General features: G+C 42.0%; 20 protein-coding genes. 14 read left to right on the top strand and 6 right to left on the bottom strand.

What is annotated here, in order from left to right; translation table 11 throughout:
• Window positions 1-32: 32 nt before the first annotated feature.
• Window positions 33-671: a paraquat-inducible protein A gene (locus tag AAEY99_RS03385; protein ID WP_351009152.1), complete on the bottom strand. Its 639-nt coding sequence runs from the start codon at window positions 669-671 to the stop codon at window positions 33-35.
• 154 nt (window positions 672-825) lie between these two features.
• Between AAEY99_RS03385 and AAEY99_RS03380 the strand changes: the two genes are divergently transcribed.
• The 4 genes from AAEY99_RS03380 to AAEY99_RS03365 are packed head-to-tail and all read left to right on the top strand — an operon-like array spanning window position 826 to window position 5,103.
• Window positions 826-1,497, top strand: a complete 672-nt coding sequence (locus AAEY99_RS03380; protein ID WP_162024143.1) for a methylamine utilization protein — start codon at window positions 826-828, stop codon at window positions 1,495-1,497.
• A gap of 1 nt (window position 1,498) precedes the next feature.
• The gene (locus AAEY99_RS03375; RefSeq protein WP_351009149.1) at window positions 1,499-3,814 is read left to right on the top strand and encodes a putative bifunctional diguanylate cyclase/phosphodiesterase; all 2,316 of its coding nucleotides are present in this window, start codon (window positions 1,499-1,501) and stop codon (window positions 3,812-3,814) included.
• Between the two features lie 15 nt (window positions 3,815-3,829).
• Entirely contained in the window at window positions 3,830-4,672 is an 843-nt protein-coding gene (locus AAEY99_RS03370; RefSeq protein ID WP_351009146.1) for a DUF3034 family protein, read from the top strand.
• Entirely contained in the window at window positions 4,672-5,103 is a 432-nt protein-coding gene (locus AAEY99_RS03365; RefSeq protein WP_101088583.1) for a group I truncated hemoglobin, read from the top strand. The genes AAEY99_RS03370 and AAEY99_RS03365 overlap by 1 nt, the downstream gene beginning before the upstream one ends.
• A 28-nt stretch (window positions 5,104-5,131) precedes the next feature.
• Here the strand turns inward: AAEY99_RS03365 and AAEY99_RS03360 are convergent, their stop codons facing one another.
• On the bottom strand, window positions 5,132-6,325 hold the full coding sequence (locus AAEY99_RS03360; RefSeq protein WP_101088584.1) for a cyclic di-GMP phosphodiesterase: 1,194 nt from the start codon (window positions 6,323-6,325) through the stop codon (window positions 5,132-5,134).
• A gap of 318 nt (window positions 6,326-6,643) precedes the next feature.
• Here AAEY99_RS03360 and AAEY99_RS03355 point away from each other — a divergent pair, with 318 nt between their 5' ends.
• Both AAEY99_RS03355 and AAEY99_RS03350 read left to right on the top strand, forming a co-directional pair.
• Window positions 6,644-8,026, top strand: a complete 1,383-nt coding sequence (locus AAEY99_RS03355) for an isochorismate synthase (protein ID WP_351009142.1) — start codon at window positions 6,644-6,646, stop codon at window positions 8,024-8,026.
• Window positions 8,027-8,332: 306 nt separating this feature from the next.
• Window positions 8,333-9,013 carry a 7-cyano-7-deazaguanine/7-aminomethyl-7-deazaguanine transporter gene (locus AAEY99_RS03350; protein WP_101088586.1) on the top strand — a complete coding sequence of 227 codons (681 nt, stop codon included), beginning with the start codon at window positions 8,333-8,335 and terminating at the stop codon, window positions 9,011-9,013.
• Window positions 9,014-9,727: 714 nt separating this feature from the next.
• Here AAEY99_RS03350 and AAEY99_RS03345 read toward each other — a convergent pair.
• Together AAEY99_RS03345 and AAEY99_RS03340 are read right to left on the bottom strand one after the other, a co-directional pair.
• Complete coding sequence (locus AAEY99_RS03345) at window positions 9,728-11,818, bottom strand: sensor histidine kinase (RefSeq protein WP_351009244.1); 2,091 nt, start codon at window positions 11,816-11,818, stop codon at window positions 9,728-9,730.
• A gap of 56 nt (window positions 11,819-11,874) precedes the next feature.
• Window positions 11,875-13,263, bottom strand: coding sequence for a sigma-54-dependent transcriptional regulator (locus AAEY99_RS03340; protein WP_350978282.1), 1,389 nt, complete (start codon window positions 13,261-13,263; stop codon window positions 11,875-11,877).
• A gap of 353 nt (window positions 13,264-13,616) precedes the next feature.
• On the opposite strand from AAEY99_RS03340, the gene AAEY99_RS03335 reads away from it, so the two are divergent.
• From AAEY99_RS03335 to mutM, 8 genes are all read left to right on the top strand, one after another.
• Window positions 13,617-14,381: an ABC transporter substrate-binding protein gene (locus AAEY99_RS03335; protein ID WP_409085854.1), complete on the top strand. Its 765-nt coding sequence runs from the start codon at window positions 13,617-13,619 to the stop codon at window positions 14,379-14,381.
• Window positions 14,378-15,085 (top strand): ABC transporter permease, encoded by a 708-nt coding sequence (locus AAEY99_RS03330; RefSeq protein WP_182744907.1) that lies wholly within the window; start codon window positions 14,378-14,380, stop codon window positions 15,083-15,085. The genes AAEY99_RS03335 and AAEY99_RS03330 overlap by 4 nt, the downstream gene beginning before the upstream one ends.
• 1 nt (window position 15,086) lies before the next feature.
• A complete protein-coding gene (locus AAEY99_RS03325; RefSeq protein ID WP_351009137.1) occupies window positions 15,087-15,836 on the top strand; it encodes an ATP-binding cassette domain-containing protein in 750 nt (249 codons plus the stop codon).
• Entirely contained in the window at window positions 15,820-16,410 is a 591-nt protein-coding gene (gene mobA, locus AAEY99_RS03320) for a molybdenum cofactor guanylyltransferase MobA (protein WP_182744905.1), read from the top strand. The genes AAEY99_RS03325 and mobA overlap by 17 nt, the downstream gene beginning before the upstream one ends.
• Window positions 16,411-16,427: 17 nt before the next feature.
• A complete protein-coding gene (locus AAEY99_RS03315) occupies window positions 16,428-18,245 on the top strand; it encodes a bifunctional molybdopterin-guanine dinucleotide biosynthesis adaptor protein MobB/molybdopterin molybdotransferase MoeA (protein WP_351009134.1) in 1,818 nt (605 codons plus the stop codon).
• Window positions 18,246-18,253: 8 nt separating this feature from the next.
• Window positions 18,254-19,240, top strand: a complete 987-nt coding sequence (gene moaA / locus AAEY99_RS03310) for a GTP 3',8-cyclase MoaA (RefSeq protein ID WP_351009131.1) — start codon at window positions 18,254-18,256, stop codon at window positions 19,238-19,240.
• Window positions 19,241-19,346: 106 nt separating this feature from the next.
• Entirely contained in the window at window positions 19,347-19,805 is a 459-nt protein-coding gene (locus tag AAEY99_RS03305; protein ID WP_182744902.1) for a hypothetical protein, read from the top strand.
• A gap of 9 nt (window positions 19,806-19,814) precedes the next feature.
• Window positions 19,815-20,630: a bifunctional DNA-formamidopyrimidine glycosylase/DNA-(apurinic or apyrimidinic site) lyase gene (gene mutM / locus AAEY99_RS03300; protein ID WP_101088594.1), complete on the top strand. Its 816-nt coding sequence runs from the start codon at window positions 19,815-19,817 to the stop codon at window positions 20,628-20,630.
• A gap of 105 nt (window positions 20,631-20,735) precedes the next feature.
• Here the strand turns inward: mutM and AAEY99_RS03295 are convergent, their stop codons facing one another.
• Window positions 20,736-22,235: a capsule assembly Wzi family protein gene (locus AAEY99_RS03295; RefSeq protein WP_351009128.1), complete on the bottom strand. Its 1,500-nt coding sequence runs from the start codon at window positions 22,233-22,235 to the stop codon at window positions 20,736-20,738.
• Between the two features lie 4 nt (window positions 22,236-22,239).
• The gene (gene coaD, locus AAEY99_RS03290) at window positions 22,240-22,746 is read right to left on the bottom strand and encodes a pantetheine-phosphate adenylyltransferase (protein ID WP_011639335.1); all 507 of its coding nucleotides are present in this window, start codon (window positions 22,744-22,746) and stop codon (window positions 22,240-22,242) included.
• Window positions 22,747-22,788 lie beyond the last annotated feature (42 nt).

Raw genomic sequence — 22,788 nt, 5'->3', positions numbered from 1 at the left:
GCTCACAAACCTAGTAGCCTCTGTTGTCTATATTAGCGAGTGGTATTCTGCGACTTTTGCATTTGTGTCATGTCGACCATCATCTGGCTGGCGATTGAAAAAATACAGTAGCCTAAAAAATAATAGAAACCGATTTCAAACTGAGATTGAGTCTTAAGCATATCGCCCATGCCAGCTGACGCATTACCTGCCATGTAAGTCACAATAATTGCGACCACAAAAACATCGGCCATAGACCATTTGCCGATACCACTGATCATTTTGCTCAATCTTTGCTTAATTAAGGGCGGCACTGGCAGTAGTAATATGAGCATGGTGATTAACTTAACGGCAGGGATCACAATACTGAATAACCCGACCAACATGGCAACGACGAAATGATGTGATTGGTATAGTGCTGAAATGGTATCAATGATACTGCGGCTATTACGAAAAACCTCCACTTCGCCTTCTAGCGTATCTAGCCCTAACATACTGGCGGCAATATCCAATATTCCACGGGTATTAGCACGAGAGTCTTCCGTTAAATCTTGGATTAACATATCCTTACCCGTATCCACTAACTGCGACTTTTCAATGGTGCCTGTTATCGTTAACATCGGTTCTGTCACGCCGGGAATAAGCAGGATTAACGATATCAGTACTAAACTGATGGATACATACATTTTCATGAACACCTCGTTTGCTGATGTATACCGAAACAAATAGTCGCATTAAGCTGTGATGATGCTGTATTTTGATTCTTGTAGGTTATGATGCCATATTACGTAGACCATTAACCATTACGCGGCACTCTTGCTACACTCTTAATAATGAGGCCAATACATGCCAATAAATCCATTTACGACATGTTTGTTGTGTTTAACGTATTTTTTTTCAGCGGCAGTGACTGCGGCTACTTTGACGATTAATGTTACCGATGCGCAAGGCGTGATGCTAAGCGATAGCGTGGTAGAGTTAATTTCTATGTCACCATCTAATACAACGCCATCGACCTTAGCTCCTTACCAAATGCGCCAACAAAATCGAGTGTTCTCACCTTTTGTATTGGCAGTGCCGCAAGGTGCCAAGGTTGATTTTCCTAATTTAGATCGCACTCGGCACCATGTTTATTCATTTTCTGAAGCCAAACAATTTGAGTTAAAATTGTATGTAGGCACAACTGAAGACCCGATTACATTTGATAAACCTGGTTTAGTTGCCATAGGCTGCAATATTCATGATTACATGCAGGCCTTTATTTATGTGGCCAGCAGTCCTTATTTTTCGGTGAGTGATACACAAGGTAAACTCCAATTAACAGATTTACCTGCAGGCGAATACCAGGTCAACATTTGGCATCCTTGGCAAATAACGGCAACACCTTCATCTTTGGTCATTGTAAGCAATGACGATAATCAGTTAACGTTTAGCATTGATGTTGAACACCAAGATAAACCATCGTCGCCACCTAGCGGCTTTGGTAGTTACCCTCAAGCAAGCGATGTCACGGGATAGCATGCCTACTAGTTTTCGCAACCGGCTGATAATAGCTTTCCTATTAATACTGACCTTAATGCAGTTAACCACTGCCTTGTTTGTATTAAGCGCAACTCAGCGAGATTTTCGCCAACAGCAAACTCAAAACCTTAATATTGGTTCCAATATTTTTGTCGAAATGTTATCGAACCGAAGCGATCAGCTAAATCAAAGTTTGTCGTTACTCAGTGCGGACTTTGGTTTTAAACGCGCCGTTGCCACTGGCGAGCAAGATACAATATCGTCAGTGTTAGCCAACCATGGCAGGCGCATTAATGCTGGCGCTGCTATTTTATTATCTCCACAGGGAAAACTACTGTCATCAAGCTTGCAAGGGCTCACTGCAGCTAATGTAGATGAGTTATTTGCATTAACCAAGAATCGCTCAACCACGTTCGAAATTTTCAATTATGACCACAGTAGTTACCAATTTGTGTTGCAACCCGTCAAAGCGCCAACATTAATAGCGTGGGTCGGCATGGGCTTCACTATGGACAAGAATGTCGCAGACCAAGCCAAAACCATTACCGGAATTGATATCAGTTTTATCAACCAGTCCGCGGGCAGAATAGAAATTGTCTCGACCCTAGCCCAAGCTCAACAACAAGATGTTTTAGCGCGTATTAACCTATTAGCAAAAACAGTGGATAAGGTCAGTGATGACATACCATCAAACTACTTATCGACCACCATTGCGTTAAATAAAAATAGTGGCCATCAGTGGGCGGTACTGCATCAATCAAATGTTAAGTGGCAGCAAAATTACGATGCCCTGCGCAATAACATGTTAATTATATTCGCGATAACGTGTTTACTGGCGTTTATGATTGCCGCTTGGTTTTCTGGCGGCTTAACGAAACCCATTTATGCATTAGTTAATTTTGCTCGCAAAGTCGGCCAAGGTGAAAACCCTCCGCCGATTAAAGGTGCACCCGCTGAGTTACAAGTATTAGCCAACACCTTATCGATAATGCGTGAAAATATTGAATCGCGCGAAAACGATTTAGTTTATCAATCACAACACGATAACCTCACGGGTTTATATAATCGCTTGGCCGCTAAACAACAACTCAGCCTGCTGCTGAGTAAAATGCATGGCAGTTTAGTGATGATAGACATTAAAAACTTTCGCCATTTAAATAACATCATTGGATTTGCCAATGCCGACGATTTATTGGTGTTGTTTGCCAGCCGTTTAGAAAGCTTATCCCCAACGGCCCAACTAATATCGCGCTTGGATGGCGACTCGTTTTTGTTGCTATTCCAACCGAGTATTCCGCTTGAAAAGCTTGATAACTATCTACGACAATTAACCCATCCATTTTCTATTCAGGGCTCAAAAATAAGTGTCAATGTGCGGGTAGGGATTGTTGATTTATCCAGTGACTATGACTGTAATGATATTGATACTTTAATTCGCCATGCTGAAATTGCATTAAATCAAGCCCGAGTGGAATCCCTAGGCATAGCCACTTATCAACAAGGTGAAGATGAACGCTATTTACGTGAATTAATGATTATCCGTGATTTACCGATTGCCTTAGCACAAGGGCAGTTGCATTTGGTGTTTCAACCTAAAGTGAATATTCAGAGCAATCATTGCCATGGTGCAGAAACCCTGATCCGCTGGCAGCATCCTGAACTGGGGTTTATCCCGCCGGATGAGTTCATTCGTTTAGCGGAAAACTCAGGTAATATCTCGATGATCAGCGACTGGGTATTAAATACTACCATTAAGCAGCTAGCCAAATGGCAGCAACAAGGTATTTCGCTGACGGTGGCGATTAATTTATCTGCCCATGATCTCACTAATCCTCAGCTGCCGTTAGACATTGAACAGTTACTGATTAGCAATAATTTACCGATTAACGCTCTGTCGATAGAGGTGACCGAAGGTGCTGTGATGAAAGATGCACAAACGGTGATTGCTGTTTTACAGCAGTTTAGAAATATCGGCTTAGCCATTGCCATCGACGACTTTGGTACCGGGCACTCTTCATTAGCTTACTTAAAGTTACTGCCCGTTAATGAAGTGAAGATTGATCGCAGTTTTATTAAAGATATTCATACCGATGCAACTGATTTAATGATTGTGGATAGCAGCATTCGATTAATTAAAGGGCTTAATTTATCCGTCGTGGCTGAAGGGGTAGAATCTGTAGAAGGCATCAATATTTTGCGCGAACTTAATTGCGATATAATTCAAGGTTATGTGTATTCAAAACCGCTTAACGCAGATGATTTTATTATGTGGTTCCAGCAATTTAATCAATCTAACAATCAGCCCCCCTGTTAAGGATACGCTACGTTAATGTATCAACTAATGTGCATTCTATTATCGGTGCTATTAAGCCTCATCAGTGCTTCTGCTCACGCTGAGACAAGTAAAGTAATCGCTACTGGTGGCGCCACAACTATTGAGGGTAGTGCCGGTGGAGGAATAGTGTCTTGGGCAGTCATTAATGGCTATGCAAGCTCAGACCAATGGTCTTTCACAGCAATGAATACTGCAGTCTATGTTGACGATTTTACATTACATTCTATTGGCGCATCCTTAAGCATTGATAACCGCTTTGAACTCAGTATGGCTAAGCAAACTTTTGATCTAGACACCCTAGGCGGCAAACTGGGCCAAGATATTGTTGGGGTAAAATACAAACTAGCCGGTGAAGTGCTATACACCGCCATGCCACAAATTAGCTTAGGGCTACAATATAAACGGGTGGACGACTTTGCATTACCGCAAGCTGTTGGGGCAAGGGATGACTGGGGAGTTGATATCTATTTAGCTGCCAGTAAAGTCTATTTTGATGCCATTGCTGGCCGTAATCTGGTGACTAACTTAACCCTCAGAGCAACCAAAGCTAACCAAACTGGTTTGCTTGGTTTTGGTACTGCGACGAACAACGATTACCAACTGCAAGCTGAAGCCTCTATTGCGGTGTTATTAACCGATAATATTGCACTGGGTTATGAATACAAACAAAAGCCTGATCAACTTGGTTTTGCAGAAGAAAATGATTGGCAGGATATTTTTATGGCTTGGTTTGTTAATAAACACCTTTCTGTTGTAGGCGCTTATGTTGATTTAGGCAGCATTGCCGGATTTGAGCAACAGCAAGGGTGGTATTTATCTGTAGAGGGAACGCTGTAATGGTTAATATTATTAAACATCATATCGTCGTTTTGGGCGCATTGTTATTCCTGTCTGTTGCCTGTGCAAGCCAACCCACAACTCTATATCAGCAACTGGGAGGAGATAAAGGCGTCAGTATGATTACCGATGACTTTCTAGCCCATTTATCCCAAGACAAACGCATTCTGCATCATTTTGAACAAACTGATATTCAGATTTTCCGCCAACGGCTTATTGAGCATTTATGTGTAATCAGTGGCGGTGAATGCGTGTACCAAGGTGCATCCATGTTTGATGCACATATTGGATTACACATTAGCCAAGCTGACTTTGATGCCGTTGTGGGTCATTTAATCGAAGCACTTAAACAACAGCATATCCCACTAGCAACCCGCAATGCATTACTGGCTAAATTAGCACCACTGTATCAAGATATTATCGAACATTAGTTGTGCAACCGTTTATGATGATAACCGATTAGTAAAACTGGCTGGGATCGACATCAAGCATACTTGGTGATACGCCACGTTCAATATGCAATTCCGATTTAAGCAAATCAACCATAGTCACTTCAGTGTAGCGCTTATGTTTAATCGAATAAAAACACTTAACAATAGGATGCAACGCATCACGCCCTTTAGAGTCCCATACTATTCCGACTCGTTCATCCGATAGCTGCACCAATGAACCGACTGGATATATTCCCACACAGCGAATGAACTCATAAACAAGCTTTTGATCAAGATGAAATGGGGTCAAGCTTATCAGAATTTTAAACGCTGCCGCCGGGCTCATGGCTTCTTTGTAGCAACGCGAAGCAGTTAATGCATCAAAAATATCAACAATACAGCTCATACGCCCATGTTGAGGAATTTGTTCATCTTTTAAACCATTAGGGTAACCACGGCCATCGAGTTTTTCATGATGCATTAAGCACACATCTTTACTCACTTGCGATAAGCCTTTTGTTTCATTCATGATTTCAATTGCATAAAACTGATGCAATTTCATGTGCTCAAATTCTTCTGGGGTTAGCTTACCTGGTTTGTGCAAAATTTCGTTATCGACCTGGATTTTGCCAATATCATGCAAAATCCCCCCCACAGCCATCTGCTTTAGCAGTTCACGATCAAGCTTAAGATGTTTACCAAAAGTCACCAATAAAAAGGCAACATTAATAGAATGTTCAAGCAAATAAGCATCTTTGGTACGCAGTGCAGAAATACACTTAAATGCATCCGCATCGTCCATAACAGACTCAATCATTTTGTCGGCGACATCTTCAAATTGACTGACTTCAATGGCTTTACCGCTGAAGGTTTCCGACATCACTTTTTGAATTAAGCCTTTTGCTTCAGCAAGTAGCTTTTTTGCCTGCACTTGTTGACCATCTCGAGTGACGGTCGCTTTACGTACCAATAAACTGCTAGCAGAGCTCGATTTACCTGCTGTTTTTAGCCCGCAAGTATCTGAAGATCGATCAACATCAACCCACACAAGCAGAATGTTATTTTTTTTCAGCTTTAAAATTGCATCACGATGTTTGATTTGTCCGGGATTACGAATAGCCACCTTACTTTGCTGATGATCTATTGCCGTCACAAACATGCCTAAAGCAAGTTTATCGATGGGGATTTTAATGACATTGCTTGATTCCACAGAATCATTCATTGTAACAATTACTCCGAAAGAGAACTTTAATAACGGGATCTAGCTCACATAATACTAGCTATATTTTGAACTACTTTAGCTCGTTCGCCTACTTCTTTTAGGGAAATATTACCGTATGGTCACATTCCGATTCACGATCTTTGTAAAAAACCTCAACGAGAAACAATCAAGCTGTTGTTGATGATATTGAGCAACTTGCTGCCGCACCATTTACAGTACAAAGATGCTGGTAAAGAGTACGCTATATTAGCAATTCAGATCACACGCTTTCATCTTGCCAATTGACACAATTTAATAGGTTTATTAACGTTAACTCTTATGTTGTTATACGAGAGGTATAGATTGGCTGGTCACTTTTTTTCATCACAATTTAGCGAGTTAATTACTAAGCTCGAACAACTTCGCAATGTGCCGATCTGTGACCCTATCGTGCAGTTATCTGTAGAGACTGCTGCGCTGCCATTAATATCTTGGTTAAGCGCTCAAACCATATACCCAAAAATCTATTGGCACGGCCGCGATAGAAACGAAGATGTCGCCGCCATAGGCTCATGCAAAACGTTTTATTTTGCCGACCAAGTTGACGACAATGCCCTAGCGCAAATTTATCAACAGCAACGCAATAAAACCAATCATCAAGATATTCGTTATTATGGCGGTTTAGCGTTTGATCGCACTGTAGAATGTTGGCCTGAGTTTGGTCGTGCGCACTTTATATTACCCAGAATTGAATTACGCCGTAGCGGTAATCACGTTAGAGTATTAGTGAATCTTAATTTTGAAAATGGTGAGCCTGAAGACGAAATACAATCTGCCCTAAATGCTATCGCAATGGTGCAAAAGCCACGTCCTTTGTCGCCGCCGAATAAACTCACATTAATGGGTCGGAGTGATTTACCTAATTTTGCACGTTGGAAAGAGTTAGTTGAACAAGTCACTCAAGCAAATTTTATCAACTCAACACCTAAAGTCGTATTATCACGCCACAGCCAAATAGATGTAGATGACAATATTGACCCGTGGACAGTACTAGCATGTTGGCAAGGCCGTAATCCGAATAGTTTTCAATTTGGATTCCAATTTAGCCCTGAACGCGCATTTATTTCTTGCTCACCAGAACGGTTATATTTACGTCGCCAACAGGAACTGTTTACCGAAGCATTAGCAGGAACAACTGTCCGAGGGCTCAATCCAGAAGAAGATAATGTACTGGCACAGGCATTATTAGATGACATTAAAAATAGCCATGAAAATCAGTTAGTCAGAAAACATATTGTCGATGTGCTCACACCGTTAAGCCAATATGTAGGTGCTGATGAGCAACCTAAAATTTTCAAGCTTAATCATATTCAACATTTGCACCGCGCTATTCGAGCGCAGTTAAAGCCGGGCGTTAGTGATTTTGAATTATTACGCGCACTGCACCCCACTCCCGCAGTGGGTGGATTACCGCGCGAGGCTGCACTGAACTTTATTCGCCAGCGTGAAGGTTACGCTAGAGGTTGGTATGCTGGAGCTTGTGGTTATTTAAATCACCATGAATCAGAGTTTTCAGTCGCAATTAGAAGTGCACTGATAGAGCCGAGAAGAATCAATTTATTTGCTGGCGCAGGCATTGTTGCAGGCTCAGATCCTGAAGCTGAATGGCAAGAACTGGAAAATAAGTTAGCCACAGTTCTGTCTATTTTAATCGACTTTTAATCTTCCTAAGCGAACTAAAACCAATAGCGTTATCCTCGACGAAATCTTTCGCTTGTGCAAAGCACATGCTATTATCTCGCCCCCGCGTTTGCCAACACCTTGGTATTGCCTTCAATATGGCCTAACTAATGGATGTGTGTAACGTAAACTCGGCCAATAAACTAAAATAATAATAATCTCTATAACAGACATTAGCTTATCTGTTTAACGGCGGCTAAATAGCCTCGTTAACACCAGTAAATACTGTTAACCAAACTAATAGCGGGTTCCCTCACCCCGCGCTAACCCAATTAAAAAGGCCACAATATGTTGACGTTAACCCAGGCGAAATATCGCCGAGCACTGATGCTATTAGTCAGTTTTCATATCTTAATTATTTGCGCAAGCAACTACCTTGTCCAACTGCCATTTCAGCTGTTTAGCTACCACACCACTTGGGGTGCTTTTAGCTTTCCATTTGTTTACTTAGCAACCGATTTAACCGTGAGAGTGTTTGGTCAGCAAGCCGCTAGAGGCATTATCCTCAAAGCCATGATACCGGCACTTGTAGTGTCGTATTTAGTCGGCGTATTGTTTCATCAAGGTCAATTACAAGCTTTTAGCGCCTTAGCTGAGTGGAATAGTTTTGTATTTCGCATCGCCTTTGCCAGCTTTGTGGCTTACTTAATTGGTCAGCTCATGGATATCACTGTATTTGCAAAATTACGTCAGGCCAAAGCTTGGTGGGTCGCACCTGCTGCATCAACATTAATTGGTAACTTAGTTGATACCTTAGTGTTTTTCAGTGTAGCGTTTTATGCCTCAAACGATGCGTTTATGGCAACACACTGGCCAGAAATAGCCACGGTGGATTACGCCTTTAAGCTGATAGTGAGCCTAGGTTTGTTTTTGCCCGCTTATGGTGTGTTACTAAAAGTGCTGCAAGACAAGATTCTACTTAATGACAGCAACGATAATGACAACGTTGTTATCCAAGTAAGTAAGTGAGCATCATAGTATTTGCGTAAACGTTTAATCTAGATAATAGGTTTAATCTAGATAATAGGTTTAATCTAGATAATAGGTTTATTTAAATGATTGCTTGATTTACATAAGCAGTTAATCAATGTCGCTTACTGTCGGCTTAATTAATTATGCCGACAGTAAGCGACATTGATGCGGCGTTTACAATGTTTTCGACAGCTGGGATGACGACATTCCGTTCTAATTCTCACCTGAGGCTATATAACTAAATAGTGTAGATTAAAGCGGATTTACACAGAACTTCACTCTATATCTCTGCGCAGTAGCTCTAGTAAGGCTAATAGTATATTCCGACAGCACAAACCCATTTGCCATTACGCTAAACAACGCTGAAATCCATATAAAAATAGTTTCATTTAATAAACCCATCTAAATATAATGGCAAAAGGCTAATAGAGAAAATATTTTCCTTATTAATCAATGACTAACCTAATAATTTTAAGAAGTTATATATAAAAATGAAATTTATGACGATAAACACTTGCAAATACAAATGAGAATGATTATTATTAACTTGCGTTCCAAAGCTCGGTTTGCTAAATAGAGACTTCATCACCTTTAATTAGTCTGCAGAGTTCGCAAGCACGACATTGCTCACACACTCTTTGTGGCCGGGTTAATCACCCGGCTTTTTTTTGCCTGTTTTTTGTCTATTTCTTGCCTATTTAGTAAAGTATTTTACTGTGTACTGTCACCAAAATGTAGGCCTTCATAAGGCCCAAGCTGCTGATCATCTTTGGCTTTATGGTAAAGCCCAATGGTAAATATCGTGCCAGTGCCTACCGTCGAATTCACTTCGATCATCCCGCCAAGTCGTTTAATAATCCCATAACTCAGAGATAACCCTAAACCAGTACCATCTTTACGCGTGGTATAAAATGGATCAAAGATACGACTCAAATCTTGTTTCGAAATCCCCATCCCTTCATCTTCAACTTCAATTTTTACCCCAATAGCGATTCCGTCTTCTAGCCAGTCGTAGGTTCGTAGCCAAATCCGTCCTTTATTCTCAATCGCATGGGCAGCATTAACCATTAAGTTAATCAGCACTTGTAATAGCTGAGGTCGATTGACTTCTACTGAACCTGTAGCCGTAAACTCCTTGATCAACTTCACTTCTTGTTGCTCAATAGAGTGACGCGCTAATAACAGCATCTCTTCAACAATTGGCGTCACAGGTTGTAATGTTATCGGCGCATTAAACTCACCAGGACGGCTATATTGCAGCAGGCTACGGATGATAGTCGTTATCCTACCGACTTGTTGAATAACCAATTCAATTTCTTCTTCGACTATCGCAGCATTGTCACCCAGCTCATATTTTAATAGCTCCATGTTCCCCAAGATAACGGCAGTAGGATTATTAATTTCGTGGGCAATACCGGCAATCAGTTCGCCCAGTGCGGTGAGTTTTTCGTTAGTCACTAATTGCTGTCTGGTGGCATGCAACAACGCAACATTACGTTCGAGCTCTTCTGTTTTATCTTGCAAGCTGCGGGTACGTTGTTCTACTTTTATTTCCAGCTGCTCTGCTGCCGCTTGAATCTGAGCATTACGTCGCTGCAACTGATCTAACATCCGGTCAAATTGCTCGGCTAAATGCGCCAACTCGTTATCACCGTTGATGTCTAATTTACCAATTCTGACATTTCGACCAGACTGTACTGCGGTAACAACTTGGTGAATATATTCAATAGGTTGAAGCAAACTATTAGCAGCGCGATAAACTAAAAAACCTGAAATCAATAACACGAAAACTAAAATAGTGCCGAGCTCGATAATATTGAGTAAATAATTATGTAAAAAAGGCGACTCAGAAAAACCGGCATACACCATCCCAATCCTTTTGCCACGAACATCGAGTAAAGGTAGATAACCCGAGATATACCAATCATTAAGTACAAAGGCACGATTTATCCACGTTTGACCTTCTATCAGTACTTGCTGATAAACCTCATCAGACACTAAGGTCCCCATGGCTCTATTGGATTTATTGCTGTCTTTTGGAAACAACTCCATAGGCACGTTGGTGCTAATGCGAATATTATCCAAAAAAAGGGTTACGGTACCGATTGAACGTTCAGGCAAAGTGCCTTTGCCGTATACTAAGTCACGAATACTATCGACTATGTCGGTATTGTGGTTAAACAACATCCCACCATCTAAATACCAAAATACATTTCCCGACTGATCGGCTATTGGCAGTAGCGTTCGACTTAATAAACCTCGGGTTTCCATGGTTTGTTTAGGGTTTTTAGCATGTAATGTCGGGATCAATGTAATTTGAGCTTGTTTTGCTAAACCTGAGTTAATTCTTTCGAGACGTTTGGCTGGCAATACCATTAAACCCGAAAAAACCTTCTGTTTGGTTTGATGTAACATCAAACGTAAATCAGGATCTCCAGCGGCATCGGCAACACTAATTAAACGTAAAAAGTCTAACCCTAACTCTTTTTTCTGTTGTGCCAAAAGAATATTTAATGCACTTATCGCACTTGGATTAGGTTGTTGCTCACTGTGTTTTATTAGCCTAAATGCATGTTGAAAATCCCATGATTCACTTATCGAGTCGAGCTTGTCTTGTTGGCGTTCCTGCACTTGCACCAAGGTACTATTAGCGACAACCAAGTCAGCCTTTACCTTCATAAACAATTGCTTACCTGTGTATATCACATTCCAGTAAATGGTAATAAATACTAAGCTAATTAAGGTTAATAAGATGGGTAATGATGTCAAAAACAAAATCCGATAACGCACTTTGGCTTGCATTTGCAGCCAACTAATACCGAAAACTCGCGTAAAAACACCAGTAGAATGCACCACTATTATTCTTCCTCAAGGCCTTGTTTTTCATGGGTTAGCCAATCTTTAAATTTTCTATCTAATGTTTTTCGTGACACTCCTAAATCTCGCGCTGCAGCAGATTTATTACCACTATGGCTATCGACCACTTTGGTCACATGTTGTTTTTCAACTTCTTTTAATGGCCAATTTAACGGGTAGCCCATCGCATCATTCACCATAACTGACACTGGTTTTTTCCAATATTCCGCAGGCGGTTTGCCTAATAAGATGCAACGTTCAATCATATTACGCAGTTCACGAATGTTACCGGGCCAATCATGCTGTTGCAGTACTTGTAGGTCTTCGTGACTCCAAATAACATCTTTAATACCCAGCTCTTGTGACAACTGCAAGGTAAAGTAATGAGTCAGCTCAACAACATCTTCTGGCCGAGAGCGCAAAGATGGAATAACAATGTTCAATACATTCAAACGATAAAATAAATCACGTCTGAAACGACCCGCTTCAACTTCATCAATTAATAAACGATTAGTGGCCGCGACAACGCGCACATTAATATCGATTTCTTTTTCACTTCCTACAGGACGAATAGCACGTTGCTCAAGCACTCTGAGTAAAGCGGTTTGCATGTTCATCGGCATTTCGCCAATTTCGTCCAAAAATATCGTGCCACCAGAGGCATAACTAAATAACCCTTCACGATTACCTTTAGCCCCGGTAAATGCGCCCGCTGTATGGCCAAATAGTTCACTGGCTAACAATTCAGGGGCGATGGCACCACAGTTTACTGGGACAAATGCACCACTTCGGCCACTCTGTAGATGTAATTGTCTGGCCACCAGCTCTTTACCTGTGCCTGATTCGCCCTCAATTAGTACAACTGCGTTAGTCGGTGCGATGCGTTCAATGACCTCTTTCACATCACGGATAGCTTCACTGTTGCCGATAATGGTGGATGACTGTCCGTGCGATAGTTCTCGCCTTAGCATAAAATTTTCACGCTTTAGCAATCGTTTCTCGATACAGCGGTCAACGGCGGTAATCATTTGTTCTAAGTGAAACGGTTTCATAATGAAATCAGAGGCGCCAGCACGTAATGCTTTGATTGCCACATCCATATCAGCATAACCGGTCATAAAAATGATATCTGATTGACGATCTGGATCATCTAGCGCTTCATGCCACTCGATACCTGAACGATCGGGCAATCGAATATCAACAATCAATAAATCGAAATGGCCGTGACTGCGTAATTCTTCTGCTTGGGCAATTGTGGAGGCGGTTTCTACCAAGGCAAACTTCTTTGCCAAGGCTTTCATCAAAAAACTACGCATGCCAGGCTCATCATCAACGATAAGAACCGACATAGTGGTCTTGCTTACTGGGGAAATATGTTCATTTGGACTCATAAATGGACTCTTATTTGGACATTTTGACGCGCTTTTCACTACTGTATCATCGAAATCACAACACTTGGTCACTATGAACCACAGAAAAGTGATCGTGGGACAATTTGTCTAAGATAAATGATTAAAGCTTGGGAGCAAGTTCACAGTTTCGATTTTATGCGTGAACTGTATTTGCATTAACACTGCTTGGCATCTAACTTGCTTATTGCATTAGTAATTAAGCAAAACGGCTTAATGTTTTGTACAAGTTTTCAGTATGAACATCATGATTATTAATATATCAAGGAGCGGCAATGTTAAAACTCAAAGCAAGCGTTAGTATTCTGTTGGCGGCATCGGTACTCAGTGGAGCAATGTTCAGCCAAACTGCACTCGCAAATGAAGTGATCAAGTTAGCGACCACAACCAGTACTGAAAACTCAGGATTACTTGGGGCGCTGTTGCCAAAATTTGAAGCGGAATCAGGCTATAGTGTACAAGTGATTGCTACGGGTACAGGTAAAGCATTGAAGCTGGCAAGTCAGGGAGATGTTGATGTTGTTATGACTCATGCTCCAGAAGCCGAAGCACAGTTTGTTGCTGACGGTTATGGTATTGAGCCTCGCGGTATTATGGAGAATGATTTCATTGTATTAGGGCCTAAAAATGATCCTGCTGGGCTCAAGTCGAGCAAAGATGCCACTGAAGCATTTAGCAAAATAGCTCATAAGCCAAGTAAATTTATTTCTCGTGGTGATAACTCTGGTACTAATATGAAAGAGTTAACCATTTGGAAAGATGCTGGCGTTAAACCTGAATTTAACGGCTATACCTCCGTTGGCCAGGGCATGGGTAAAACCTTATTAATGGCCAATGAGTTTCAGGCTTATACATTAGCGGATCGCGGTACGTTTATTGCTTATAAAGCTAAGCTAGACCTTAATATTAGTTTTGAAGGTGGCGCGGAATTAGCTAACCCTTACCAAATTATTTTGATCAACCCTACAAAATACCCAGACTTGAATCATAAAGGGGCAAGAGCATTAAGCGATTGGTTTATCAGCCCTGCAACGCAAACTATGATCAATAATTATAAAGTGCAAGGAGAGCAATTGTTTAAGGCAACTTATAAAAAATGAGTGACGGCTGGTTAGCCCTATTGCAGCAAGCATTTAGCTTGCTGCTATCTTTTGACCCACATGTGTGGGCAATTATTAACATCTCATTTTCGGTGTCTTTTGCCGCGCTGTTGATCACCATTATTCCGTCGATGATGTTAGGTTTTATCCTCGCGTTTAGTCATTTCAGAGGCCGCTGGATCGTCACTAATTTAGTGCAAACATTGCAATCCATTCCCACTGTCGTGATTGGTTTATTAGTGTATTTATTGTTAACTCGCAATGGTGTCTTAGGCGATTTAAAGTGGCTATTCACCCAAAAAGGAATGATTTTAGGACAGATGTTAATTTGTGCTCCAGTATTAATCGCATTGTCGCAAGCCGCTTTTGCCAGTGTAGATCGTAGAGCGTGGGAAACATCTCGTACATTAGGAGCTTCATGGCTACGCGCGGTTTGGACCTTATGTCGTGAACTGCGGGGCCCCTTACTACTCGCCATTATTGCAGCGTTTAGTCGCATTTTAACTGAAGTAGGTTGCTCGATGATGGTAGGGGGTAATATTATGAATGTTACCCGTAATATTCCCACCGCAATAGCACTTGAAACGAGCAAAGGCGATTTTGCACAAGCTATCGCGCTAGGATTAGTCTTATTGATATTAGCGGTAGTGTTAAACTTCATCTTAGGTTCATTGCGAGGCAAAGCCGTCCCGAGGAGTCATTAAAATGACATTATCACATGACTCAGACACCTCTTTGGCCAGTATTCATGCAACTAACCTACTGGTAACCTTTAATCAGCAGAGACTCTTTAGCGCAACTGATTTACATTTTAGCCAAGGTGATGTCATTTACCTGCAAGGTGACAATGGCTCGGGTAAATCGACCTTAATGAAACTCCTCGCTGGATTGATTAAACCAAACCAAGGCCAGATCACCAGCCAGGGTTTTGCGCCTCAAACGTGGTGGCGACCGTCATCTCTTTTAGGTAAAGCGGTTTATTTACATCAACATCCTTATCTTTTTGAAGGCACAGTAAAGTACAACTTAACCTACGCCTTGGATCAGCGGGCTTTAGTGCCTGAACAACGTAAAAAACGGATCCAACAGGCCATTCATATGGCTCAACTCACCGATTTACTGAATCATAATGCTAGCGATCTATCGGGGGGCGAGAGACAACGTCTTGCCATTGCCAGAGCTTGGATAGCACAACCTAAACTGTTAATGCTTGATGAACCGATTTCGAATATGGATAAACACTCACAGCGCTTAGTGCTCGCGATGATTAATCAACTCAAACAAGACGGCACAGGACTGCTAATTAGCAGTCATCAAACCTGTGGCCTGACCGCGTTGTGTCAACAACATTGGCATATAAAGCAACGCACAATTCATACCAGTATTCATGTACCCCAAACAGATGATTTACATGATACCCACACAACGGAATTACATTATGGCACCACAAATTGATGCGGTGATTTTAGCTGGCGGCATGGCAAGACGAATGGGCGGCAATGACAAAGGCTTAGTGGATCTCAATGGCCAAGCGATGATTTGTCATACAATTAATAAGCTGTCGACTCAAGTGGATCAGATCCTGATTAACGCTAATCGGAACCAAACTCAATATGAGCAATGGGGTTACACCGTTTTCAGCGATCAAGACAGTGGCTATTTAGGCCCTTTAGCTGGAATGGTGACCGCCTTAAAACAGACTCAAGCTGATTATTTACTTGTGGTCCCTTGTGACTGTCCTATGCTGCCAACCGACTTAACAGCAAGGTTATTAGCGGCTTTAGAGCAACAACAAGCCGACCTTGCTGTTGCTAGTGATGGTGAATATGAACAACCCGTAGTGTTATTGCTAAAACCACATCTGGCAGCATCGATGCAGGCTTTTTTAGATGCGGGAGAGCGCAAAATTGATTTTTGGTATCGCCAACATAAAGTGGCAGTAGAAAGTTTTGCTGACCAACCCAATGCATTCGTTAACATCAATACACCAGAACAAAAACAGCAGTTAGCAACGCAAATTGCCAAGTAATTCAGTAGAGGTACTTCATGACAGCATTATTTTCTAATCCATTGTCCATTCCCGTTTTGGGATTTTGTGCATACAGTGGCACAGGTAAAACCACTCTACTTAAACAGCTTATTCCGGCCTTAATTGAACGCGGTTTACGTTTAGCCGTTATTAAGCACGCACATCATAATTTTGATGTTGATGTTCCGGGTAAAGACAGTTTCGAAATGCGCAAAGCTGGGGCCAGGCAAGTATTGGTAGCGTCTCATGTGCGCTGGGCATTAATGACTGAAGATCCTGTTGATGACGACCCACAATTACAACATTTACTGCGTCAAATTGAAGCAGAAAAAGTCGATATCGTACTGGTAGAAGGCTTTAAAAAACTGGCATTACCTAAAATTGAATTACACCGTGCAGCACATAATAAACCTTTGATTCATATACATGATGACAATATCGTTGCGATTGCCTGTTGTGATGAAACCACAGTACCAGATTCATTAACGCGCTTAGATTTAAACAACGTGGCGCAAATTGCTGATTTTGTACAACACTATCAACAAAATTGGCAGGCAGAAGAGGTCCGCTTGCCGATTGATGCGAGCAAAGCAGCTCAAATGGACGATACGGAAAACAGTCCACATGGCATTAGTGTATCCCAAGGCGTTGCGGCGGTATTAAGTCAAGTTACCCCTATTGTGGACACTGAATTAGTCAGTCTTTTCGATATTGATAATCGCGTACTGGCACATGATATTATTTCTGAAATAAACGTACCTCAACAAACTAACTCAGCAATGGACGGTTATGCCTTTGCGTTTAGTAACTTATCTAATAAACCTCTTAAAATCGTGGCAGAAGTATTAGCAGGACATCATTACTCCAATATGCTGCAAGACGGCGAAGCCGTGCGCATTATGACCGGAGCAACAGTGCCAAAAGGCGCTGACACCATTCAGCCACGAGAGCTAGCAAACGAACAAGATAACCTGTTAACCCTTCTTGAGCATGAGCACATCGTTAAAGGTCAGCATGTACGTCTAGCAGGTGAAGATATTGCTAGCGGTGACGTCGCTTTAGCGGCAGGAAAACGCTTAGGTGCCGCTGAACTAGGTCTATTAGCATCACTTGGATTTGATCGACTACCTTTATTTAAACGCCCTACCGTCGCGGTATTTTCAACTGGCGATGAAGTCAGCCAACCAGGACAAACACTCAAACCAAACTGCATCTATGACTCAAATCGCTATACCGTATTATCGATGGCTAAAAAGCTCGGTTGTCAGGTTATCGATTTAGGCATTATTGAAGATGATGAACACATACTCACCGCGACGTTACGCAGTGCGGCAGAGCAAGCAGATATCGTCATCAGCTCTGGCGGCGTATCGGTGGGTAATGCCGATTACATTAAAACGGCACTCGCCAATGTGGGCAACACTCAATTTTGGCGAATTAACATGCGACCAGGTCGCCCTCTCGCGGTAGGGAATATTGACCAAAGCCTATTTTTTGGCTTACCGGGAAACCCTGTGGCGGTTATGGTGGCATTTTTACAGTTTGTGCAACCTGCTATCCGTAAATTAGCTGGCGAACTTCACTGGCAACCTCAGTTTATTCCTGCCATTGCACAGCATGCATTACGCAGTAAAACGGGGCGTACTGAATTTTTACGCGGTATTTATGCTATTGGGTCAGATGGCAGAGTCAAGGTAAGTACCACGGGTGCGCAAGGGTCTGGCATGCTCAGCTCAATGGTCAGCGCTAATTGTTTAATTGTTATTGGTGATGATACTGCCAGCATACCTGCTGGCGAGTCTGTGTTTATTCAACCCTTTGCTGATTTACTGTAAGTGCTGATATGAGCCAACTTATCGACAGCTTTCAGCGAAAAGTAGATTATTTACGCTTATCGGTAACCGATCGTTGCGATTTTCGCTGTGTATATTGCATGAGTGAAGATCCGATTTTTTTACCTAAATCACATGTTCTTAGTTTGGAAGAATTATCGTGGATAGCCCAAGCTTTTACAGAGCTTGGGGTAAAAAAAATACGCCTCACTGGTGGCGAGCCACTAGTGCGATCCGACTGTGACAAACTGGTCAAATTGTTAAAGCAATTGCCTGGTCTTGAAGAACTCTCTATGACCACTAATGGGTCTCGGTTATCTAAGTTGGCGCAGCCACTGTTTGATAATGGTCTTAGCCGATTGAATATCAGCCTTGATACCTTAAACCCCGATGTGTTTGCGCAGCTAACACGTAACGGTAAACTGGAGCGTGTCATCGCTGGCATTGATGCCGCAATAGCGGCTGGCTTTCGTAACATCAAAATTAATACGGTCATTCTACGCGGGCAAAACGATCATGAAGTATTAGATTTAGTTGAGTTCTGTCGCCAACGCCAACTCGATATTGCTTTTATTGAAGAAATGCCAATTGGACTCATGGATGATCGCCATCGTCACCGTCATTGCTCAAGTGACGAAGTCCGAAACATTATAGAAACGCGCTATCCCTTAATCGCTTCATCTAAACGCACAGGCGGCCCCTCTCGATATGTAAAGATGGCCGACAGCACGATTCGGATCGGATTTATATCGCCACACAGCAATGACTTTTGTCATCAATGTAATCGCGTAAGAGTGACTGTTGAAGGGCAATTACTCTTGTGCTTAGGTAATGACAATGCCATTGATTTAAAATCAATTGTGCGACAATTCCCCGCCGATATTGAACGCCTTAAACAAGCCATTACCGATGGAATGCAATACAAGCCGCACTCTCACCAGTTTAATCTCGACGCTGCTCCACAAATACTTCGCTTTATGAATGCCACTGGCGGCTAATTGTTTTTGCTATCGTCAGTGGTACACTTATGCCATGATTTACCGCTTCAAACTTGCGCGTTACATTACCAGTTTGAGATAGTTTTAATCCACATTAAGGTGATTTATGGCCCTGTCACGCAAAAATTGGAACTATATTATTATTGGTGCCAGTGTGTTTATGATTGTGGTGTTGTCTTTTATCAATGATAAAACCGTCAATGTTCCGGATGATACAGTGCCTTTATTTGATCTGCAGCTGCCTTTGAAACAATTACAACTTGATGGTATTTGGTTAAGTCAACAAGACGGACAGTGGCAGTGTCATTCGCAGGTGCTCAATTGTCAGCAATGGGCTTTATCATGGCAAAATATTAGTGTATCACCATTAAAAAATCAGCCTGAACATAGCCTTAAAGAGCAAACACTGTCTATTGCCATCGATAATATGCAAACAACACAATTATGGCGCTACTTTCCAAATGAAGGCTTGTTACAATCGTCCAGTCAAAATTGGTATCTAGTACCGCCGAGTTTACGAGCTGGGCTACAACCTATATTAGCCATACCTCCTCAATCAAAATAATGAGTCATTATGCCCGAATTACCAGAAGTTGAAGTGACCCGTCTAGGGATCAGTCCATATCTTATTGAGCAAACGGTAAGTGAATTGATTGTGCGCAATGCCTCACTTCGTTGGCCTGTGCCGGCTATTGCTCAAAACATTGTTGGTCAGCGTATTACCAATGTCCGCAGACGAGCGAAATACTTACTCATTGATACCAATGCAGGAATGACAATAGTGCATTTAGGCATGTCAGGCAGCTTACGTATTTTACCGCGCAATACCCCAATCGAAAAACATGACCATATTGATTTAGTACTCGAAAATGGGCGCATGTTACGTTTTAACGATCCACGTCGCTTTGGTGCTTGGTTATGGTATGAGTTACCAGAAGAAGCCCATCCACTGCTATCAAAGCTTGGCCCAGAGCCACTAAGCCCTCATTTTACGCCATTGCAATTGCAAGCAGCACTTGCGGGCAAGAAAAAGGCGATTAAGCTGTGCTTAATGGATAATCACATCGTAGTTGGAGCCGGTAATATTTACGCCAACGAAGCTTTATTTGCTGCCGGGATCCACCCAGAAGCCGCGGCAGGAAGTATTGATTTAGAACGGCTAACGATTCTTGTCAGTGAAGTTAAACAAATTTTGGCACACGCCATTGAACAAGGCGGAACAACATTAAAAGACTTTACTAATGCAGACGGTAAGCCAGGTTATTTTGCCCAAAAGCTGCATGTTTATGGCCGTGGCGGCAAAACCTGTACAGCCTGTGGCAATTTATTAAGTGAGATAAAACTGGGCCAACGTACCACGGTTTTTTGTGGTTTATGCCAACAGCGTTAGTCGGATAAATAACGCCTAAATCGCATGTCAATTTACACATAAAAAAGGGAGCCGTTGGGCTCCCTCATATCATCAACCTCAACTCGGGTTAATCAACCATAAGGCTTAAAACTTATATTCGTAAGTCGAAAAAACAGTGCCTTGAGTATCATCATCTTGTACTTCGAACTCTGAATTAGCCACACTGCCACCTAAGGTCAACATGCCGTTAAACATAGGCAAACGATATGACAATTCCAGCATCATGATATCTTCTTTCAATGGCTGTGGAGCCCAAACACTATCAAAGTTTTCACCGTCTTTATTAAGCTGAGCATATCGTAGTAACGTAGTAAACCCATGACTATTATCAAATTGGCCTATTAACCCTAAAACATACACATTAGCGTCACTGTCGTAGGTGCTTCCAAAAGCACGACCATAATAACGTGAGCCACTTTGGTATGTTGAATGCTCATAAAAACAGTTAAATTGATCTTTGTCTTCACCGCAATACACCATAGTATCGGTGTACTCGATAAATAATTTATATTGTTGTTTGGCAATATTAAAGCGTGTGTCTGCACCAACCATTTTACCGCAATCAACGATTTGCCATGGATCACCTTTTGAATCTTCGCAGGTGCGTTCTAAGTACAAACCAACAGGCACATCAAACCAGGTATCTGCATAACGGACATCAAAGCCCGCCATCTGGTTACCATAGTTTGAACAACCAAATTCATCGACATTATCTGCTCGACAATCACGCTGACCAGTAATGGATTTAACCGCGGTATTGAAGCTACATTCTTGGCCTTCACCGCAAAACTGTGTAGTCCAAGACAAACCAATTTCTAACTGCCTAAATGGCTTAATTACCCCACGAAGATTCCATAATAGGGTATGTGGAGCATAACGATCTTCTTCGGTCACACTCACGCCACCAGTTAAACTCCAATCGCCTATCCATGACAGCCAAGGCGTTTCAAATGCTTGTGAATTATTACGACTGATCATTAAAGACGGCATTGGACGAGCATTATTTGATTTATGAAGGGATGAGTCAAATCCAGGTCCCCACCATTGGCCGACGCTGCCGGCAGTGACAATCCAATTGCCTAGCACCACCGCAATATAAGAATCATCTAAACGGATTTCTTCGTCGTCCGCAGGGTTATAATTTGCCGATGCAGAAATCTTATAAGAAAATCGCTCTCCAGTGTATTCGTGTGAGCCTTGTAACTGGCCCTTTTCACGATAATCAGAGCCAAAATGTTGAAAACGCGCCTCATCAGATGCTGCTGCTACTTTTATACTGGTGTTACCACGATTCCCTACAGCATTTTGGTAGTAAAAATTAACTCGTGCAAATGCATCCACCAAATCTGGCGTTAACAAAGCAGGTTCAGCTTGAGCTAAATCAGTTCCAATACCAGACCACATCAATGGAAATGTATTAATAGGTGCACTAATCACTCCGGCATCAGCTAAGGCTTGAATATCTGCACGCACATAGATATCAGAAGTATCGACCCATGGTGCAGCTTGAGCACTGCTATAGAGCATCATCGCGCTTAATCCAAGTGCGGCAGCAACCTTAGTTGACTTAAATCCTTTTATCATGAAATTACTTACCTTCTTTATCTAATTGAATTTGTGCTACTTTCAGCTTTAATGCAGCTGCGATCTGTGGATGAACAAATTGACTCACATCACCCCCATGTAATGCCACTTCTTTTACTAACGTAGAAGAAATAAATGAGTTTTCTTCCGCTGGGGTTAAAAACACACTTTCAAGATCAGGGCTTAAACGGCGATTCATATTTGCCAACTGAAACTCGTATTCGAAATCAGATACCGCACGAAGCCCACGGATCAACACACTCGCATGTTGCTCTTTAGCGAAATCAACCAACAACCCAGTAAAGCCGACAACTTCGACATTTTTTAAATGTGCTGTCACTAAGTTAACTTGAGCGACACGTTCTTCGAGAGAGAAACGAGGCTGCTTAGAAGGATTTGACGCTATACCAATAATCACATGCTTGAATAAGCGGGCTGCACGTTCGATTAAATCGGCATGACCGTTAGTTACAGGGTCAAAAGTACCTGGATAAATTGCTCTTCTGTGCATAATATTTCGCCTTTACATCATTTGTAGCCGCTAGTTTAGCGA

Origin of the sequence: Shewanella sp. S1-58-MNA-CIBAN-0166 (assembly GCF_040310085.1) — a bacterium.
Classification (GTDB): domain Bacteria; phylum Pseudomonadota; class Gammaproteobacteria; order Enterobacterales; family Shewanellaceae; genus Shewanella.
Note: the sequence above shows the minus strand (reverse complement) of the source record. Positions and strands in the feature narration are given on the sequence as shown.

Coding starts and splice junctions, on each gene's coding strand:
- mobA (WP_182744905.1), top strand. CDS start 15,820: ATGGCACCACAAATTGATGCGGTGATTTTAGCTGGCGGCATGGCAAGA.
- moaA (WP_351009131.1), top strand. CDS start 18,254: ATGAGCCAACTTATCGACAGCTTTCAGCGAAAAGTAGATTATTTACGC.
- AAEY99_RS03350 (WP_101088586.1), top strand. CDS start 8,333: ATGTTGACGTTAACCCAGGCGAAATATCGCCGAGCACTGATGCTATTA.
- AAEY99_RS03375 (WP_351009149.1), top strand. CDS start 1,499: ATGCCTACTAGTTTTCGCAACCGGCTGATAATAGCTTTCCTATTAATA.
- AAEY99_RS03305 (WP_182744902.1), top strand. CDS start 19,347: ATGGCCCTGTCACGCAAAAATTGGAACTATATTATTATTGGTGCCAGT.
- AAEY99_RS03330 (WP_182744907.1), top strand. CDS start 14,378: ATGAGTGACGGCTGGTTAGCCCTATTGCAGCAAGCATTTAGCTTGCTG.
- AAEY99_RS03380 (WP_162024143.1), top strand. CDS start 826: ATGCCAATAAATCCATTTACGACATGTTTGTTGTGTTTAACGTATTTT.
- mutM (WP_101088594.1), top strand. CDS start 19,815: ATGCCCGAATTACCAGAAGTTGAAGTGACCCGTCTAGGGATCAGTCCA.
- AAEY99_RS03370 (WP_351009146.1), top strand. CDS start 3,830: ATGTATCAACTAATGTGCATTCTATTATCGGTGCTATTAAGCCTCATC.
- AAEY99_RS03315 (WP_351009134.1), top strand. CDS start 16,428: ATGACAGCATTATTTTCTAATCCATTGTCCATTCCCGTTTTGGGATTT.
- AAEY99_RS03335 (WP_409085854.1), top strand. CDS start 13,617: ATGTTCAGCCAAACTGCACTCGCAAATGAAGTGATCAAGTTAGCGACC.
- AAEY99_RS03345 (WP_351009244.1), bottom strand. CDS start 11,818: ATGCAAGCCAAAGTGCGTTATCGGATTTTGTTTTTGACATCATTACCC.
- AAEY99_RS03355 (WP_351009142.1), top strand. CDS start 6,644: ATGTTGTTATACGAGAGGTATAGATTGGCTGGTCACTTTTTTTCATCA.
- AAEY99_RS03295 (WP_351009128.1), bottom strand. CDS start 22,235: ATGATAAAAGGATTTAAGTCAACTAAGGTTGCTGCCGCACTTGGATTA.
- AAEY99_RS03360 (WP_101088584.1), bottom strand. CDS start 6,325: ATGAATGATTCTGTGGAATCAAGCAATGTCATTAAAATCCCCATCGAT.
- AAEY99_RS03340 (WP_350978282.1), bottom strand. CDS start 13,263: ATGAGTCCAAATGAACATATTTCCCCAGTAAGCAAGACCACTATGTCG.
- AAEY99_RS03325 (WP_351009137.1), top strand. CDS start 15,087: ATGACATTATCACATGACTCAGACACCTCTTTGGCCAGTATTCATGCA.
- AAEY99_RS03385 (WP_351009152.1), bottom strand. CDS start 671: ATGAAAATGTATGTATCCATCAGTTTAGTACTGATATCGTTAATCCTG.
- coaD (WP_011639335.1), bottom strand. CDS start 22,746: ATGCACAGAAGAGCAATTTATCCAGGTACTTTTGACCCTGTAACTAAC.
- AAEY99_RS03365 (WP_101088583.1), top strand. CDS start 4,672: ATGGTTAATATTATTAAACATCATATCGTCGTTTTGGGCGCATTGTTA.